Below are 18,157 nucleotides of genomic sequence, written 5' to 3'. Positions count from 1 at the left end.
AAATACGTTTAGATTTTAGTCTTTGCCTCAGCAACCGTCACGGTCTTGCCCAAGGCGCCAAATTCGTGCAAATCGCCGAAAACTTCAATGCGAATAGACTGGTCTAAGCCTCCCACACGTACAGGGGCAAAGCCATTATCACGAATCAATTGCTCAATGGTTTCGTCGATGTTTATATCGTCAGTAGCATAAAACAAGGCGGCGGCTTCGGGTTGCTGATTGGCGGCATTGGCCAAAGAAGCCGCTCCCAACGTACCCAAGGCTTTGGCGAGTTTTGCCCCTTTGGGTAATAGCGAAGCATTGATTTGGCCTGCCGATTCATTTTCACCGATGATTTTATCAAAGCCTCCTTGCGCATTGGGAGCAATAGGATTGGAAGGGTCAATGATAATTTTGCCCTGCAAAAGGGCTTCGTACTGGTAAAAAATCTCTTTAATGGCCGCAAACCAAACCGCTACCACTACAATGTCGGCCTCTCTGATGGCATCGCTAATGGTAGCGGGTTGGGCCAAATCGCCCAGTTGTGCCGCAAGGGTTTGGGCTTTTTCCAAATTTCGGTCGGCGACAATCACCCCACGGTTATTTTTTATCAGATTGTTGGCCACTACTTGGCCTATGTTGCCAAGTCCGATAATGGCTATTTTAGAAGTTGTTGGCGTTTGCATTGTCGTAATTGTTTTTGATGAATTGACAATGCAAAAGTACCGTGAGGAAAGAGTTCTTACCCTTAATCTATCTTAGGAAATACCCTTAATGTAGTTTAAGGGTTGGGGCTATTTCCTACTCAAATTCTTCCGAATCTTACTCAAAAACTCAGGCGTAATCCCTAAATACGAAGCTATTTGCGTGTTGGGTAAGCGATTGGTAAGGTGCGGGTATTGTTCCAAGAAACTCAAATAACGCTGTTCGGCCGTCGAGCTGAACGCCTGCAAAACCCGATTTTGCAATTCGACAAACTTGTTTTCGATGATTACTTTAAAAATACGATCGAGCTTGGGAATGTTGATGTACAAGAAATAAAGGTCTTGTTGCTCGATTTGAATGATTTCCGAGGGCTCGATGGCCTCAATAAACAAGCGGCTTGGTTTCTGAGAATGAAAACTCCCAATGTCGGCAATCCAATCTCCTTCGGCAGCAAACTGAATATTGTGCTCGTAGCCTTTGTCGTCAACACCATACATTTTGAAACATCCCTCTACCACAAACGTATAATGTTTACAGACAAAGCCTTCCTGCAAAATCATCTGACGGCGTTTGATTTTACGGGCTCGAACCCGTGGCTCAAGTAGTCTTTTTTCGTCTTCGATTAAGGGTATATATCGTTGAAAATGCGTCAATAATCTCTCCATTCCACGGTTGATTGATAATCGGTCAAAAGTAGAGAAAAGCGTTGTCAATTCATCATCCGATACTCACTCGGTTTCATTCCCGTTTGCAAAAGGCTACTTGTGCCGTGTCAAGACAATAATGCACATAGCGTGGGTCGGTGAGTTCGAGGTATTCACGGTGGTTTTCTTTATTGATAACGTCGTTAGTATTGGTTCTTAAAACTCCCGTTCCCCAAATTCACTCGATGGCAACTTGGCTTTGCGATCCGTTTTGTTGAAGCTATACGAAAGATTTAGCAAGAAAATATTGGTTTCTTGGATGTAATTGGTGGTAGTGTAAAAATTACTCCCCCAAGTCGAAATGCGTTGCTCATTGACCTTCATTTTGCCAAACGACGTATTTTGCCAAAGCAGCGAAACGCTCATTTTATTGTTCATCAATGATTTCTTTATCGAAAAATTGGGTTGATAAAAACGCGAATCTTTTCCCTGCGCCGTGTTTCTGGCCGATAAATACGAGAGGTTAAACTGCGTACTCAAAGTTGGCGTAAACTGGTAATTGAGGTTAGAATTGATAGAATACACCCAGCCTCGACTATTGACTATCACCGAGTTATCAAACAATGCACCCTTAATTCTTAGATTATAAACGTTTCCACCCACAAAGATTTTTAGCTTCTTAACGGGCGAAATTGTCACCCCAATCTCTGAACCCATCAAGCGCGCTTTGCCTGCATTGGTATAAATTCGATTCAGAATCGTGTCATTATATACACTATTGACGCGGTTGACGATGTTCGTGATTTGTTGACGATACACGTTCCAGTACAACGATACCTTTTTAAAATCTTTGGTGAGCCCAAGTTCATAAATCCCTACAAATTCAGGACGAATGTTAGGGTCGCCTTGTTCGAGGGTCTCGCTGTGTTCGCGTTCAGGATAAGGATTCAGCTCGTTGTTGGTTGAGCGCTGTACGCGGCGACTGTAAGCGGCTTTGAGGCGAAGGTCTTTTCCCATATCGTACAGCAAATTGGCCGAAGGGAACAAGTTTGACAATTTCAATTCATTCGGTTTTCCTCCACGGTTGTCCGTAAACTCACGCAAAGCGTTCTCGTACCGCAGTCCCGACGAAAATTCTAGCTTTTTAAACTTACCCGCGTACTGCGCATAAAGACCATGTATTCGGTTATAAATAGCAACATTGGCCGTAAAGGCAGGGTTAACCACCAAAGGCTGATTGTTTCCATTTTTCTCAGAATAGACAAACACGCCCTCTTGGTTTTGTTGACGATACTGGTAGCCCATCGAGAGTTTCCCAATTCCTAGTTGCTTTTCATAATCGGCTTTGAGGCGGAGGGCACGGAGCGGATTCGACCCCGTATTGAGGGTATATTGAAGCGTATCTCGGAGATTATTAATGTTGACATTGCTATTTTTGGTAAAACCATCAATCATCGCATCTTCGTACAAACCTGAAACGCTCAAGGCGGAGGTATTTTTGAATTTGTGGGTATAGTCGAGGTTTACGACCTTAAATGCGCCCGATTTTAGCACCAAATTGGGATTATAATACTGCGCTCTCCCCACCATTTGACTGGTCAGGAGGTTTACTTTGGTATTGTTTCGGTAATAAATATCGGCCGTTCGGTACTGGTCGCGGCCACCTACATAGACTCCCGCCGAAAGTTCATCCGATTTTGAAATGGTATAAATGGCGGAAGCACGCACGCCGTAGTTTTCCCGTTTTAGACTTCGCTCACCGTCGCTTGGGAATTGGGTCAATACATTATTAATAATGGTATAAACATCCCCGACACGTTGGCCTGCAATGTCGTTTTTGAGGTAATTTCCCGAAACCGTCACATCCCACTTTCCTTTGCGGTAATTGAGCGTGGCGTCGGCCCCGTAGCGGCGGGGCTCGGTAGCGTTTTCGTAGGCTTTCAGGCGAGGTAAGCCGTATTGCAGGTTGGTGGTTAGCGACAAACCATCGTTGGTACCCGTTTTAGTAATGATATTGATAATTCCTGCTTTGCCGTCAGCATCATATTTGGCCGAAGGAGCCGTTATCATTTCAATTTTTTCGATGGTATTGGCAGGGATTTGCGACAAAATCGTGGCGGCATCAATTTGCGAAGGTTTGCCATTGACCAGAATCAAAAAGCCTTTTGACCCTCTGACCATAATTTCCCCTTCGGCATTGACCATCACCGACGGGATATTTTTTAGCACGTCAGTGGCTGTTCCACCCCGTGCTACTTCAAACTGTTCGGCTTTAAATACTTGTTTTTCGAGGGTTGCTACCACGTTGGGTTTGATTCCCGTTACAGTTACCACGTCCAGTTGTTGACTCGTTGGGGTGAGGGAAATCGATCCCAAATCTAGGCGTTGACTAGCTTTGTCATAATTTACCTCAATGTATTTGGTTTTGTACCCGACGTACTCCACTTTAATGACGTATTTATCGTCTTTTAAGCCCACAAACTGAAACGAACCTTTGTCGTCGGCCACTTCTCCTTTTACCAAACTACCTTCTTTTTTTGACTCTAATCGAATGGCCGCAAAGGCTAAGGGCTCGGTGGTTAGCGAGTCCACGAGTTTACCTTTAATAAAACTACCCGACTGGGCATAACTCGCCAAGCCAAGTACTAACAAAAACGGGATAAAGATTAACTTTTTCATAGAACGGGGTAATTCAACTTCTGAAAAAGTATGAACTACCTCGAAGCTACTTTGGTTTCCAGCGAGCAAGACTTTATCTTACCTCCAACACCGCAGGCCCCAACAAAATAACTTTTCCATCTATTTTACTCTTTACAAAAATTTAAATTTTCTTTAAAATCGTCTTTCACCTTTGTGCCATAAATTTATTTTTTATGACACAGCACCTCCCCTCCACCCGACTCCGACACGTACTTTGGCTTGTCGGTGCGTTTTTCATCACAACTCCTATTTTTGCTCAATACGCTAACGTTACCATCTCGGGGTTAGTCAAGGACAATCAAAACAAAACCCCGCTTTCTTTTGTAAATATCGTACTGAAAAATGCGAAAGACAGCTCATTTGCCGCAGGAACGATTAGCAACGAGGTGGGTCGCTTCGAATTGGCTAAAATCAAACCTGGACAATATATTATCCAACTTTCTTTCTTGGGATATATTCAGCGGCAACATCCCCTTTTTATTGGCAATCTGTCGGAGTTTATTGATTTAGGTATAGAGGAATTACAAGCCGATACACAAACACTCAGCGAAGTGATTGTAACAGGCAAAGCCGATGAAGTGAAAGAAGCGTTGGATAGAAAAACGTTTTCGGTGGAAAATAACATCACGCAAAGCGGCGGTTCGATTCTGCAAGTAATGCAAAATCTACCTGGCGTCACTGTGCAAGAAGGGAAAGTGTTGCTTCGCGGCAGCGACAAAATCGTGGTATTGATAGATGGTAAACAAACAGCCTTAACGGGTTTTGGAAGTCAGACAAGTCTGGATAATATACCCGCATCGGCCATTGACAAAATTGAAATCATCAATAACCCATCCGCTAAATATGACGCAAACGGCAACGCAGGCATCATCAATATTGTTTTTAAAAAGAATACCAAAGAAGGATTCAACGGCAAAGTCGGGATGATGGCAGGCTTGGGAGCTTTATGGATCAAAAAGGCTAACCTGCCCGATATACGCCCCCAATTCCGAAACACGCCTAAATTAAACCCGTCATTGGCGCTAAATTATCGAAAACACAAAATCAACACCTTCTTTCAGGGGGATGTTTTATATACGCCTACGCTCAACAAAAACGAGTTTGTCACCCGTACCTACGACTCAGGTGAGGTCATCAATCAGCAAACCAAACGCAACCGAAAAACCACCATCAGCACCCTACGTGCAGGCATGGATTGGAACATTAATTCAGACAACTTATTTACTATTTCAGGGCTCTTCAGCAGTGAAAAAATATTGGACAACGGCGATGAGCCTTTTTTCAACAGAGAATTGACAGAACGCCGCCGCTTGTGGCAGTTTTTGGAAGATGAATTAAAAACCACCGTCACCGCTACCACCGCTTTCCAGCACAAATTTCAACAACCTGGACACGTATTGAATACAGGACTGAATTATACATTTCATCGTGAGGACGAGAAGTATTTTTTCACCAATATCATGCCTACTTTTACTGGTCTGGATGCCTTTAAACTGCTTTCAGATGAGTACGTTCTCGACTATACCGCCGACTACATACGTCCGTTGCGTTATGGGCGATTGGAAGCAGGATTAAAATATCGCTGGCGTGAAATACCTACCAATATGCAGTTTTTTCCTGGTCAAAATTCGCCTTTGGACGTCAATGCAGGCGGAAAGGCTACCTATCAGGAAAGTATCCCTGCTCTTTATGGTACGTATGTTTTTGAAAATGCCAAGGTGGAATTAGAGGCTGGACTCCGCGTGGAATACGTAGGTGTCCGTTACCTTGTTGACCCTAACCACAACACCTATAAAAGTGACGGATATAACTACGCTCAACCGTTTCCGAATGTAAGGCTGGCTTATAAAATCAATGACCGCAACAAAATTTCACTGTTTTTCAATCGTCGCGTAGATCGCCCCAATGAAGTTGACATTCGGGTCTTCCCCAAATACGATGACGCTGAGATTATCAAAGTAGGTAATCCCGCTTTGGCTCCACAGTTTACCAATACATTGGAATTCGGCTATAAATCAGGTTGGAATTCGGGCTACTTATACGCAGCGGCTTACCATCGCATGGCTACTGGCACCATTACAAGAATTGCAAGTACCGCACCAGGCAGCACCCTGATTTATTCGATTATGCAAAATGCAGGGAAAAGCTACATGACAGGGGTGGAAATGATGTGGTCGCAGAAAGCAACCGACTGGTTGTCATTCAGCCTGAATCTCAACGGGTATCGAAATCAAATCAATGCTTTTAGCGTGGTCAATAAATACCCTCAAGTAACTACCTTTACAGCGCCGAAAGAATCTTTGTGGTCGGGCAATGTCAAGTGGAACGGTTTGTTTCATTTACCCAACCGATTGGATTTTCAAATAACAGGTATCTACTTGGCGCCAGACTTAATCCCACAGGGCAGGATAGGGCAGCGTTTCTCGTTGGATACAGGACTGAAAAAGCTGATGCAAAACGGTAAGCGCGAACTCTACATCAATGCATCTGACCTTTTGAATACGATGCAAATCAAAAAGACCATCAAAGGAAATGGCTTCGGTTACATCAGCACGGACTATTACGAAACCCAAGTGATTCGGGTTGGGTATAACTATAAGTTTTAAACCGATGAAATTACTATTGATTGAAGACGAGCCGATGCTTTTGGATGAAATGGAAGCTTACCTAATAGAACAAGGATACCGTTGCGAAAAAGCAACTACCTTTGCGGCTGGAGAAGATAAAATCGTACTGTATGACTATGACGTCATCATTTTGGACATCTCTTTACCTGGGGGGAATGGCCTCCAATTGTTGCAATTACTCAAAAAGCAACAAAAAGAAGCAGGAGTTCTCATTGTTTCGGCCAAAGATTCTCTACCAGATAAATTGACGGGTCTGAACCTCGGTGCCGATGATTACATGACCAAACCGTTTCATTTAGAAGAATTAAATGCACGGGTCAACGCGCTGGTAAGGCGAAAATCATTCAAAGGCAATTCACAAATTCAGGTGGATGATTTAACCATCGACCCTGTCGCAAAAACGGTCTCATGCAACGAGACATTCATCCCCCTTACCAAAAAAGAGTTTGAACTGCTTTTGTACTTTATTGTTAACAAAAATCGGGTCGTCAGTAAACAATCCATTGCCGAGCATCTTTGGGGCGATCATTATGACATCGTCGATAATTTTGACACGGTTTATGTTCATACAATGAATCTTCGCAAAAAAATCGTTGCTCATACAGGAATTGACTACATCAAAACCGTTTATGGTATGGGTTATAAATTTACGTCGGCGTGAAACTCCTTTATAAAACTACCCTAAACTTCTTGCCAGCGATGGTCGCCATTTTGGCCATTGCAGGGTTGTCGTTGTATTTACTACTTCGTCAGGAAGTGACTGATGAAATCAACGAGCAGTTGGAATTACAAGCAGCACTGATTGTAGAAGAACTTAACGCAGGAAGAACCATTAATTTCCCTCTTGCTTCGGCTATGGAAGTTCCTGTTTCATTTTCAGCTCGCAAAAAATTAGGCGACACCCTAATTTATGACCGATTGCAACGCAAAAACGAAGGATATTACTACCTCTCCCTTACCCGAAAGGTCAAACATCGCAACTACAAAATCATAGTAATGACGTCATACATCGGTTGGCAAAGGTACTACCAAACCATTTTTTTCTCTTTTTCGGCGGTCGCTTTAGGAATAACCCTCATAGGAGTGTTACTAAACTACTATTCTAACCACAACCTTTGGAAGCCTTTCTTTCTAAATTTAGAAAATCTGAAACGATTTTCCGTCAGCTCTCCGCTACCATTGCAATGGCACGATTCATCGGTTACCGAATTCGAAGAATTACAGCAATCATTAAAAGAATTGACCGAGCGAAGCCGTCGCGAATACCTCGCCTTGCGAGAATTTACCGAAAACGCGTCGCACGAACTGCAAACTCCGCTGGGGATTATTCAATCCAAATTGGACCGCATGAGTCAATTGGATGTGGATGAGGAAATGGCACAATACATTGTCCAAGCTAAATCGGGCGTGGAGCGATTAACCAAAATGAATAAAAATTTGTTGCTACTGGCTAAATTGGACAATGATGCTTTTGCAGAAAAGCAACCGCTAAACCTGAAAGAATTATTAGAAAATCATTTAGAACAAATGAGCGACTTATTTGAAGCCCGAAACATTACACTTTCAGTTGACGCGTCGCCTCTGACTATTATTACCGACTGCTATTTGTGCGATGTGCTGCTTTCCAACCTTCTATCCAATGCCTTACGCTATACTCCTTCCCCTGGTGAAGTCTCTGTGTCTTTGAATCATAATCAACTCATTATTGGCAACCCTGGACAAGCTTTAGACTTTCCCGAACAACGCTTATTCAGTCGCTTTACCAAGGGAGGAAGTCATCTTCAAGGAACTGGGCTTGGCTTGGCTATTGTCCGTCAAATATGTTTATTAAACGGCTGGATTGCTTCTTATGCTTATCAGGGTGGCGTCCATTATTTTACAATTACGTTTTCCTAAACTCGTAACGCTTTAGACCCCGCTTTGCAAACATAGACAATAAAGCGCCTGTTTAAATCCCTATTTTATTACTAATTTGCTTGCTATTAGCCCATAACCCTTCGCTATGAGATTAGTCGTTGTTTGCATAAGCCTATTGTTTTCGGTTTCGCTTTGTGCTCAAAACCGTTTTACCTATCAGCTGTCTGACGAGCTACAGTCCATAGAACCCTTTACCTATTTTTTAATTGACTCGTCCAAAACGCTGACGTTTAATCAGTTACGTCAACTGCCCGACAAGGCATTTACCCAGAATACCAAAAGTTTTCTCAATTTTGGTAATACCGAATACCCCATCTGGCTGCGCATAGACGTAGAAAATTCATCCAACGAAGCCTTGTTCTTGATTCAGGAACTACACGATGTGCGGCTACTGGATGTCTATCTTTTGGATGAAAACGACTCCTTACGAACTTGGAAAACGGGAGCGATGCGGCCTTTTGGAACGCACTTTTTAAAGCGAAGTAATACTATTTTTGATTTGGGGAAATCGCCCAAAAGGGTTTACCTCCGCATTCAGAACACCAGCGTGTATGTACCACTAAAAATGGGTACGATTCAGGCCGTTTCTAATTATTTACACAAATATGACTTGCTTTATGGTGCTATTTACGGTGTTTTGTTGGCGTTGATGTTTTACAATTTGTTTGTGTTTTTGATCGTTCGCGACCGCGTATTTCTCTATTATTTCTTCTATATTCTAACCTCGGGTTATATCATTTTTAAGGCTGACAATCACCATCACGAGTTTATTTTCAAGCAAATCCCCAATTTTAGCTCTGATATAAATCTATCTTCCCTCATTACGTTATTTTTTATTATTCTTTTTGCCAATGCTTACTTACGAATGAAAGAACTGACCCCCAAATTCTTTTGGACGTTGGTGATTTTGTGGTGTATTGGTCTAGTTTTGATGCCTTTTGAATGGCTCCCTTACCGTGGATGGGTCAATGACGTGTTTCAGTTGTTGGTGATTTCCATCATGTTGGTGCTTTTGGGAGCGAGTATTTACATACATTTTCTGGGTTTCAAACACGCCCGTTACTTTGTGCTCGCGTTTGGTTTTTACATTTATGGGGTGGTCAATGTGTTGCTGGGTTTTATGGGAATTGTGTCGATGAACAATTTACGGTCGGCGTATATCTACCAAATTTGTTCGGTGCTGGAGGCCATTTTCTTTGCTTTTGCGGTAGCCTACCGATTTAATACCTACCGAAAAGAAGCCAAAGATGCGCAAGAAATTGCGTTGAAACGCTCGCAAGAACACGAAGCGCTGCTACAAAAAAACAGTCAGTTGCTGGCCGAAAAATTACAAATAGAACAGAATCTTCAAACGGTGTCGGCCAACAAAGACTTTAACCAGCTTCTTCAACAAATCAAATCGGATAGCCAACCGATTAAGAAAATTTCGATACCTACCGTGGAGGGAGTTATTTTGTTTCCCGAACAAGACATCAGTCGTTTGGAGGCCATGGGGAGTTATTGCACAATTTATTTGACCGACCATAAAAAAATCACCACCTCCAAACCCATGGCGCACTTTGAGCAGATGATTGACGAGCGACAGTTTATGCGGATTCACAAGTCGCACATCGTAAATCTCGACAACGTCACGCGCTACATTCGGGGTGAAGGTGGGTCGGTAGAAATGAAAGATAAGTCGGTGGTACCCGTATCGCGACGAATGAAAAACGAACTTTTGCAACGGTTGGCCATCGAAACTCCCGCCGTTTAGAAATTAGATGCCGCAGTTCAGAAAGTAGAATTGTTTTGAGGACAGCGAGGGCTGTACTTTTGGGTAAATCATTTACCACAATGCAAAAGCGTCACCCTTAAACCTCAAAACTATGTCAAAATCGGCCAAAACCGTTTATTTTTTCAGTTTTTACCTTTTCTTGGTAGGGCTCGAACTTACGTTTATTCCCAACTTTTTTACCAAAACAGCGCAACTCCCCGAAGCCCACGAACCCTACATTAGAGTGGTGGGGATTTTGGCCATTATCCTCGGCGTTTATTATTATCAATCCGCCAAAAACGAACTTACGCCCTTTCTCAAAACCACGATTGTCGGGCGGCTGATTTACTTTTTGGGAGCTGTTGGGTTGGTCGTTTCTCAAATTGCTCCGCCTGTATTTATTGCCTTTGGTGTCGTGGATTTGTTGGGCGCTGTCTGGACGTGGCAAACGCTGAAAAGCGAAGGCAAAATATAAGTGCAACTATTTCTACAACAAATACCCATTCACTAACTGTGCGTAAGCACTTACTCCCATGAAAAAGACCCTTTGTTTCTTATTTTTTGCCGTTGCGTTGACAACTTCCGTTTCGGCCCAAACTCCCATTGCGACCTTGTTTGAGGACATGAAAAAGGCGTTTGAAGCCAACCCCTCTAAAGCCATTCAAGAACAAGCGGTGGAGGATTACGTGCTCATTTCGGGTACGGGCTACATTGCCAACAAACAACAGATTGTCAATTTGTTTAAAGACGTCAGTAAAGTAGATGCGCGCTTTCAAGACCTTAAACTCCGCCAATTTGGTAACCTCGTCATTGCTACTGGTCGCGAGTTTTCCGTTCGGCACTATTCCAACGGCTCGCCCGACTTATCCACCGATTATTTGGTGACTTACGTGTATGAAATCAAAGATGGAAAATTACTCTATGTAAGCGGACAGCATACGGTACCTGCGGCTAAGTGACAGTCTCTCAATAATCATCAAAGAAAAACCTCACTAACGCTTTGTCTAGTGAGGTTTCTTCTCGTTAAAGGCTTATCTAAAACACGTATGAAAGCGTAAAGCTTGGCGATAGTTTGCCCGACAAATCTACTCCCCACATTTTATCAGGCTCTTGGTATTGAAAACCAATACTTGCTAACTGTGTTTCCACCAAAAAATGATTACTAATGATATATGCTAATCCAAAACTTGAACGCACCTGATATACGTTATCATGTGAGCTACTGGTATAGGCATTCGTCTGCCGATTAATATTTGTGCGAATATAATCCAAGGATGTTTCCCAATAAGGAGTAAAGCGGCTTGAAGCCAAATACCTTTTCACAAACAAAGACCCTGTAATTGTCTCTCGTTTCTGGGTACTTTTTTCAGGATTTGAGTATTCTACTTTATTTGTGAAAGAGCCAAAATTCGCTCGAACCCCTATCAATGTCCGATTACTGACAAACCTACCGACACTCAGCCCAATTTCAAAAGTCTTTTCGTTGTTTGATTTAGGATAACTCGGAGAACTCCCCCCATTGTCGGTCTGCAATGTTCGAAATCCCACGTTTGTACCTAGCATCCAACGTCCTTTTTGGAGCGTAGATAATTTTGTTTCTTCCGCACGATAAGAAGTGGGTTGAATCCAATACAGTAACCCCGTAGAAACACCATAAATTTCTATTGGAAAAGAGTTAGAACCCGTAGCGAGTTGAATAGCCCAATGTTTATCAAAAAAATAAACGGCTCCTGCCTTAAACAATGGCGCGATATTAATGCTGGATGAATTGTAAGAAGAAACTAACGCTCTATCAATTTCTGTTTCTGAATTATTAAATCCAGTCGAAATGGTCAGCCCTGCCCCAACAAAACCTCGCCAACGGTCTTTCCCGAAATAATAGGAACCTGATGTTCCCACTCCCAAGTCGGTCATACCACCACGTGAGCGATAGTCAGCTCGTAATGATTCTGACAAGGAGCTATTAAACCGCTCACTGACATTGACTTCCCACAAGATATTATCTTTGATAAATTTTCCATACGACAACCCAGATTCCAACGAAAATGCCCTCCATTTTCCAATGTATTCGCCCGATTGAAGTGTGGATTCAAATCGAGTTGACAGATTAGCAGTGAGAAACGAATTCCCTTTTTCAGTTTGGCCGCACACCTGAAGGGCCGCGAAGATGAGTAAAAATACGTAAGCGTTTTTCATGACATAGTTTTTTTGAGTGAATAACTATACTCAAAACGCCGTTATCACTAATTTATTTGGGAAACTACTTCCTAAATAATGTTAAAATTCGTTGGTTGTCTGCTTTTGTCATTATTCCTAACACCTCCTCCATGTTCCGCTATTTTTACCTCCTCCTTTTTCTTTTTGGATCGCTCAAAAATCAGGCGCAAAACAACGAGCAAATCTATTTTGACCAAGCCTTGTCCAACGGCAAAGTGGCGAACGAAGCGTTCCGACGTAGTCATCATTTTGTGCAAGGCTGGCTTACCAAAGCTGACCCAGCGACGGGGCTGATTCCGCGTAACCTTACCCAAAGTACGTGTATTTGGAACGCTTGGGACGCCGCCGCCGACAATTATCCGTTTATGGTCATGACCGCTTCCATGCTTGACAAACCTCTTTTTGAAGGTAAAATGCGCGAAATGTTAGCCACCGAAACGCGCCTTACCTCACGCGTCGGGCGACTTCCCGATACCTATTCTTTTTGCAAAAAAGCCTTCGAAAATGCTGAAATTGATACAAGTCAAATTGTGTTTGGCAGCGCCGAGTACATGAAAGACGGGCTGATCCCCCTCACCGAATGGCTAGGACCAAGCCCGTGGTCGGAGCGAATGTTGGGTATTTTGGAGGATCTTGACAAAATCGTGGACGTCCCCACCCAAATCAAAGGCAGCTTTTTTGGAAATAGCGCCGTGGTGGAAGTCGGCGGCGATTTGTTGCAAGTATTGGCGCGGGTGTATTGGCTCACCAAAAACCCCAAGTGGCTGGCGTGGGGCATCCAAATTGGTGATTATTACTTGAACGAAGCCCATTTGCCCACCCGCGCTTTACAACGTCTTCGTCTCCGTGACCACGGTTGCGAAATCGTATCAGGCTTGGTAGAAATGTACGCCGTGGTGTCGGTGGTCAATCCCGCTAAAAAGAAGCAATGGCAACCGTACATCCACGAAATGTTGGATACTATTTTGGCCAAAGGACGAAATGAGCACGGGTTATTTTACGATGAAGTTAATCCTCTGACGGGTGAAGTGATTCAAAAACGGATTGCTGATAATTTTGGCTACACCCTCAATGCCTTTTACACGGTGTATTTGATGGATAAAAAAGCGGCTTACCGCGACGCTACCTTAAAAGCACTCAGCGCCCTCAATGCCAATTACCGCAACCACGACTGGGAATCGGGCAGCGCCGATGGCTACGCGGACGCCATCGAAGGAACGATGAATTTGTATTTACGCGAACCTATCGCCAGCGTAAAAGAATGGCTCGATAGCGAAATCAAAGTGTTATGGAATTTTCAAAAGCCCGACGGAATCATTGAAGGATGGCACGGCGATGGCAATTTTGCCCGAACGTCGCTGATGTATGCGCTTTGGAAAACGGCGGGCACGCAACTTTCAGACTGGAATCAGGAGGTGATGTATGGGGCTGTGACCGAAAAAAATGCCGTTTATATCACGCTCAGTTCGCCCAAAGCTTGGTCGGGAAAGTTGGTTTTTGGTGGACAATGGCACAAACAAAACTTGCATTTGCCGTTTGACTATCCGCGCATCAATCAGTTTCAAGAATGGTTTCCGATTGAAGCCAACAAAAGCTACGAATTGACAATTGACGGTAAATCGCTCAAAGTTAAAGGGTCGGTTTTGCTGGCAGGCTATCCCCTCCAACTCAAACCTCAACAAACGATTCAGGTGCGGTGTAAGCGTTGATGATGTATTTAATCGCTTCGGAGAAGCGCAACCTTTGTAGACGCAACATTTGTTGAAAGGTTTTGAATAATCCAAAATCGCTTCGGAGAAGCACAACCTTTGTAGAGGTTGCTCTTCTCCGAAGCGATATAAATAAACTTCTTTGTAACTATTATTCTTTTTCTACAAAGGTTACGCTTCTCCGAAGCGACATCAATTTCTTTTTCTACAAAGGTTACGCTTCTCCGAAGCGGCATCAATTTCTTTGTAACTATTATTCTTTTACCACAAAAACATATTCCCCAGAAACCAACGGCAAGACAACCACCCCATTTTCAAGCTTTGCCCCTTTCCATTGAGCAATACTTTTGCCACTTTCGGTGATTTGGTTCAGGCTTTTGGCAGGAAGATGCAACGTCGCGGTCGTATTGGCAGGCACCGTACATTGGTAACTGAATTGGGTTTTCCTTGTTTCCAGTTCACCAGTAACCAATCTCCATTCACTCGCAATCCGCCCGTACATCGTGTCCACGTAGCCTTTGGCGAAGGTAATGCGCTTGTCGGGGTCAGGAGTTGGTTTGAGCACAAAGGCTTTGAACGCTGCTTTGTCAGGATGGCGCTGGATTCCCAACGAATAATTGTACATCCACGAAGCCACCGCCCCAAACGAATAGTGGTTGAAGGAGTTCATGCTATTATTTCCTCCAAAACCATTTTCGACCGTGTAGCTGTTCAGGCGTTCCCAAATCGAGGTTGCACCGTTGACCACCGAGTACAACCACGACGGATAGTCTTTTTGTTGCACCAACCGATACGCATTGGCGTGATTTCCGTTGTCAGACAGCGCCTCTGAGATAGAAGCCGTACCAATAAAGCCCGTCATCAGTGAATACGCAGGACGCTCGATGCCACCGTCGTCTTTGTTTTTACGCTCGATGGTCTCGTTTAAATACTTGATAGCAAACGGCTTATTTACTTCGTCAAACATTCCCAACGCCAACGGAATGGCGTACGACGCTTGAGTATCCATGAGCACACCTTTATCTGTTTTTGTTTCGGCCGATTGTGGTCCTGGAGGCCCCATGCGCGCTGCTACCACCCCCGATTTGACGGTGCGATGCGTATTTTTGTCGATGTAAACCTCATTCAAAATCTTTTTCACTTCTTCTTTCCGCTTGGCAAATTGAGCTGCCTCGTCGGTTTTGCCCAAAATCGTAGCCACTTTGCTCATGATGTCTAGGTCGTACCCAAAGTACGCCATCCAGAAAAGCGTGTTATCGTTTTTGTTGTTTTCGGGACTCAACCAATCTCCTAACGGGCCTTCGTTTAAAATCCCGTTCGTTTTGTCCACCTTGGTTTCCAAGAAATTGATGTACTTTTTCATGGCGTCGTAGTGTTCGCGTAGCAGCTGATTATCACCGTATTGACGGTAGGTTTCCCACGCCACAGTAATCCCCGCGCTTCCCCAAAGCGTGCCCCCAAAACCACCTCCCACGGGAGCTACGTCGGTAAAGCGACCGTTTTCGGGTTGCATGTCGCGCATGGCCAACAAATGACGACGCAAAAATGGATTGGCTTGGGCTAAATAGGTAGCGCTTTTGGCAAACACCGAAATATCACCGCTCCACCCCATACGTTCGTTTCGGGCGGGGGTGTCGGTCGGAATCGACAAAAAATTACTGCGAAGCGACCACGTTATGTTTTGCCAAAGTTTATTTACCAGCTCGTTAGATGTGGTATAGCTTGATGAAATATCCATCACCGAGCTAATCACCAAGCCCTTTACATCAGACACAGGAATCGCTTGATCAATGCCCGTAATCTCCAAGTAGCGATACCCGTGAAAAGTGAACCTTGGCTGAATCACTTCGTCGCCGCCCTTCAAAATGTACAAATCTTGGGTCAGCGCTGCCCGAATGTTTTCCATCATCACCATGCCTTCGTTGCCTTTGTAATCGGGCAAATTGGGGTATTTCATTTCAGCATAGCGCAAGGTGATTATTTGCCCTTTTCGTCCATTTTTTATAGTAATTTGGGGTATCCCCACCATGTTTTGCGTCATGTCATAGACAAATACTTTGGGGCGAACTTCTTCCACACTTTTGGCCGTCAACGTTTTGACAATCGTGGCATTTTCACCCATTTGCCCCACCAACTTAAAATCGTCATATTCCAACGACGACTTTCGACCCAGTGCATCGGTAACGGTACCCTTAAACGCAGTTCCATCCAAAGGCACAGCTACTGCCGATTTCCAAGCCGCATCGTTGTAGTCCGCCGTCGCCCAGCCATTCACGGGTGCCTCTTTATTCGCATCATATACTTCACCCTGAAAAAACGAACCGTAGCGAATGGGGCCATCACTAAAAAACTTCCATTCGGTAGGATTTGACGTCACCACTTGTTCTGAACCATCAGCGTAGGTAATGACCAATTTACTCAACAGTGACTGGCGGTCGCCGAAGAAATTCCAGTTTTCGCCGCTGAACGTGATATTACCACTCCACCAGCCTTCGCTCAACCACGCTCCAATAGCATTCTTTTTACCCGATTTTATACCAGAAGTAACATCGTACGTTTGGTACATGTGGGTTTTGTTGTACTGCGTCAAACCTGGGTTAAAATAATCGTTAGAAACGCGACTTCCGTTGAGAAAGAGTTCGTAAATCCCACGGGCAGTGACGTACAAACGTGCCTTAGCGATGGGTTTCGACTGCGTTGTAAAAGTAGTCCGAAGCATGGGCGCTGCATTTTGGCTAGGGTCCGCCGTGACTAAGCCGCTACTTACTGCGTAGCTTCCATTCTCAATTTTTACATTTGAGGCCTTAAATATGCCCGAATACGGTTGTTTCTGAAGGTTTTCGGTAAAAATTGGATTTGATGGATAGCGATAATTCCGAACCGTAACCCCCGAAAAAAAGGCTTTTTGTCCCTCAGCAACCCGAAAGCCTATATCGCCCAACATCGGAAAACTGATGTAGTTATTACCGCTTCCAACGGGATTAAGGTTGAGACCCCGCGGGCCAAATCGCCCACCACCCCCTGCGGGTGCGGCTTTGTCTTTGAGTTTGTTTACGTCTTTATTCCCATCCACATAAAACTCAAACAGGCCGAAATTACATTCTACCAATAGCTGGTGTTTTTCATACCTATTGGCGGTGTTTATCAATGCTTGCGGAATGTCGAAACTTTTGAAAGGGACGTTCGCTTTGTCTTCTTTGGTATAGCCCACCCGATAAACATTCAATTTAGCCAACCCCTCTGGGGCATCGCTAACGTTGGAAATATCCAACTCTAAAGCCACATAACTTTCGTCTTTTCCTTTCGTCACCCCCATGAGGTTTAGCTCTTTGGTCATCAAACGTCGGTCGTTAGCACCAAAGACGAAGGCCGCTTTGGTCGTATTGCTGGTTTTATCCAACTGAAGACCATACTCAAATTTAAACACTGACAAATAGTGAGCGTACAGCACCATATCCTCCTCTCCGCCCCCAATCCAGTTAGCACCCGACCACGCCGCAATCGAAGGATTCATTAAGCCCGTTTCAAACCACGAACTACTCGTGTTGGCTTTCCCTGAGTTATCCCAAACGGTCAATTTCCACTGGTAGCGCGTGGTAGGTTGCAGGCTACTCCCCGCGTATTCAATTCCGTGCGAGAGGTCAGAAGTCACCTTTTTGGTATCCCAAACCACCTGATTCTTGGTATTGGAAACCACAATCTGATAAGCACTTTGGCTGTATCCTCGCTTGGCATCAAGGGCTTTCATTTGCCAAGAAAACTGCGGAATTGGGGTATCAATTCCTAACGGCGTGGCTTGATAGTTGACTTGAAGTTGGCTCAGTGCGACGTTTGCCCACACTTTTGCCCCCCACAAAAGCAAGACACAAGCGGTAATTAATAGTCTTTTCATTTTTGAACTTTGGT

Annotated in this window: 12 protein-coding genes; 7 read left to right on the top strand and 5 right to left on the bottom strand. The window is 44.1% G+C overall.

What is annotated here, in order from left to right; genetic code table 11:
• Positions 1-8 precede the first annotated feature (8 nt).
• The 3 genes from K339_RS0128240 to K339_RS0128230 all read right to left on the bottom strand — a co-directional run bounded on the left by K339_RS0128240 (position 9) and on the right by K339_RS0128230 (position 4,007).
• Positions 9-665, bottom strand: a complete 657-nt coding sequence (locus K339_RS0128240) for an NADPH-dependent F420 reductase (protein WP_028526604.1) — start codon at positions 663-665, stop codon at positions 9-11.
• Between the two features lie 108 nt (positions 666-773).
• Positions 774-1,349 (bottom strand): Crp/Fnr family transcriptional regulator, encoded by a 576-nt coding sequence (locus K339_RS0128235; protein ID WP_037302092.1) that lies wholly within the window; start codon positions 1,347-1,349, stop codon positions 774-776.
• 195 nt (positions 1,350-1,544) lie between these two features.
• Positions 1,545-4,007, bottom strand: coding sequence for a TonB-dependent receptor (locus K339_RS0128230; protein WP_028526602.1), 2,463 nt, complete (start codon positions 4,005-4,007; stop codon positions 1,545-1,547).
• Positions 4,008-4,201: 194 nt separating this feature from the next.
• Between K339_RS0128230 and K339_RS0128225 the strand changes: the two genes are divergently transcribed.
• The 6 genes from K339_RS0128225 (at position 4,202) to K339_RS35095 (ending at position 11,284) form a co-directional block, all read left to right on the top strand.
• The gene (locus K339_RS0128225) at positions 4,202-6,634 is read left to right on the top strand and encodes a TonB-dependent receptor (RefSeq protein WP_028526601.1); all 2,433 of its coding nucleotides are present in this window, start codon (positions 4,202-4,204) and stop codon (positions 6,632-6,634) included.
• 4 nt (positions 6,635-6,638) lie between these two features.
• A complete protein-coding gene (locus K339_RS0128220) occupies positions 6,639-7,316 on the top strand; it encodes a response regulator transcription factor (protein WP_028526600.1) in 678 nt (225 codons plus the stop codon).
• Positions 7,313-8,551 carry a sensor histidine kinase gene (locus K339_RS0128215; RefSeq protein ID WP_157607769.1) on the top strand — a complete coding sequence of 413 codons (1,239 nt, stop codon included), beginning with the start codon at positions 7,313-7,315 and terminating at the stop codon, positions 8,549-8,551. Before K339_RS0128220 ends, K339_RS0128215 begins: the two co-directional genes overlap by 4 nt.
• A 106-nt stretch (positions 8,552-8,657) precedes the next feature.
• Complete coding sequence (locus K339_RS0128210) at positions 8,658-10,325, top strand: 7TM diverse intracellular signaling domain-containing protein (RefSeq protein ID WP_084332341.1); 1,668 nt, start codon at positions 8,658-8,660, stop codon at positions 10,323-10,325.
• 112 nt (positions 10,326-10,437) lie between these two features.
• Complete coding sequence (locus K339_RS36300; RefSeq protein ID WP_051398308.1) at positions 10,438-10,800, top strand: hypothetical protein; 363 nt, start codon at positions 10,438-10,440, stop codon at positions 10,798-10,800.
• A 58-nt stretch (positions 10,801-10,858) separates the two neighbouring features.
• Positions 10,859-11,284, top strand: a complete 426-nt coding sequence (locus tag K339_RS35095) for a nuclear transport factor 2 family protein (protein ID WP_028526597.1) — start codon at positions 10,859-10,861, stop codon at positions 11,282-11,284.
• Between the two features lie 76 nt (positions 11,285-11,360).
• Here the strand turns inward: K339_RS35095 and K339_RS0128195 are convergent, their stop codons facing one another.
• Positions 11,361-12,521 carry a hypothetical protein gene (locus tag K339_RS0128195; RefSeq protein WP_028526596.1) on the bottom strand — a complete coding sequence of 387 codons (1,161 nt, stop codon included), beginning with the start codon at positions 12,519-12,521 and terminating at the stop codon, positions 11,361-11,363.
• 131 nt (positions 12,522-12,652) lie between these two features.
• On the opposite strand from K339_RS0128195, the gene K339_RS0128190 reads away from it, so the two are divergent.
• Positions 12,653-14,251, top strand: coding sequence for a hypothetical protein (locus tag K339_RS0128190; protein ID WP_037302089.1), 1,599 nt, complete (start codon positions 12,653-12,655; stop codon positions 14,249-14,251).
• Positions 14,252-14,504: 253 nt separating this feature from the next.
• Here K339_RS0128190 and K339_RS0128180 read toward each other — a convergent pair whose 3' ends face one another.
• A complete protein-coding gene (locus tag K339_RS0128180) occupies positions 14,505-18,143 on the bottom strand; it encodes an alpha-L-rhamnosidase (protein ID WP_028526593.1) in 3,639 nt (1,212 codons plus the stop codon).
• Positions 18,144-18,157 lie beyond the last annotated feature (14 nt).

The organism is Runella limosa DSM 17973 (assembly GCF_000482465.1).
In the GTDB taxonomy this organism is placed as follows: domain Bacteria; phylum Bacteroidota; class Bacteroidia; order Cytophagales; family Spirosomataceae; genus Runella; species Runella limosa.
Note: the sequence above shows the minus strand (reverse complement) of the source record. Positions and strands in the feature narration are given on the sequence as shown.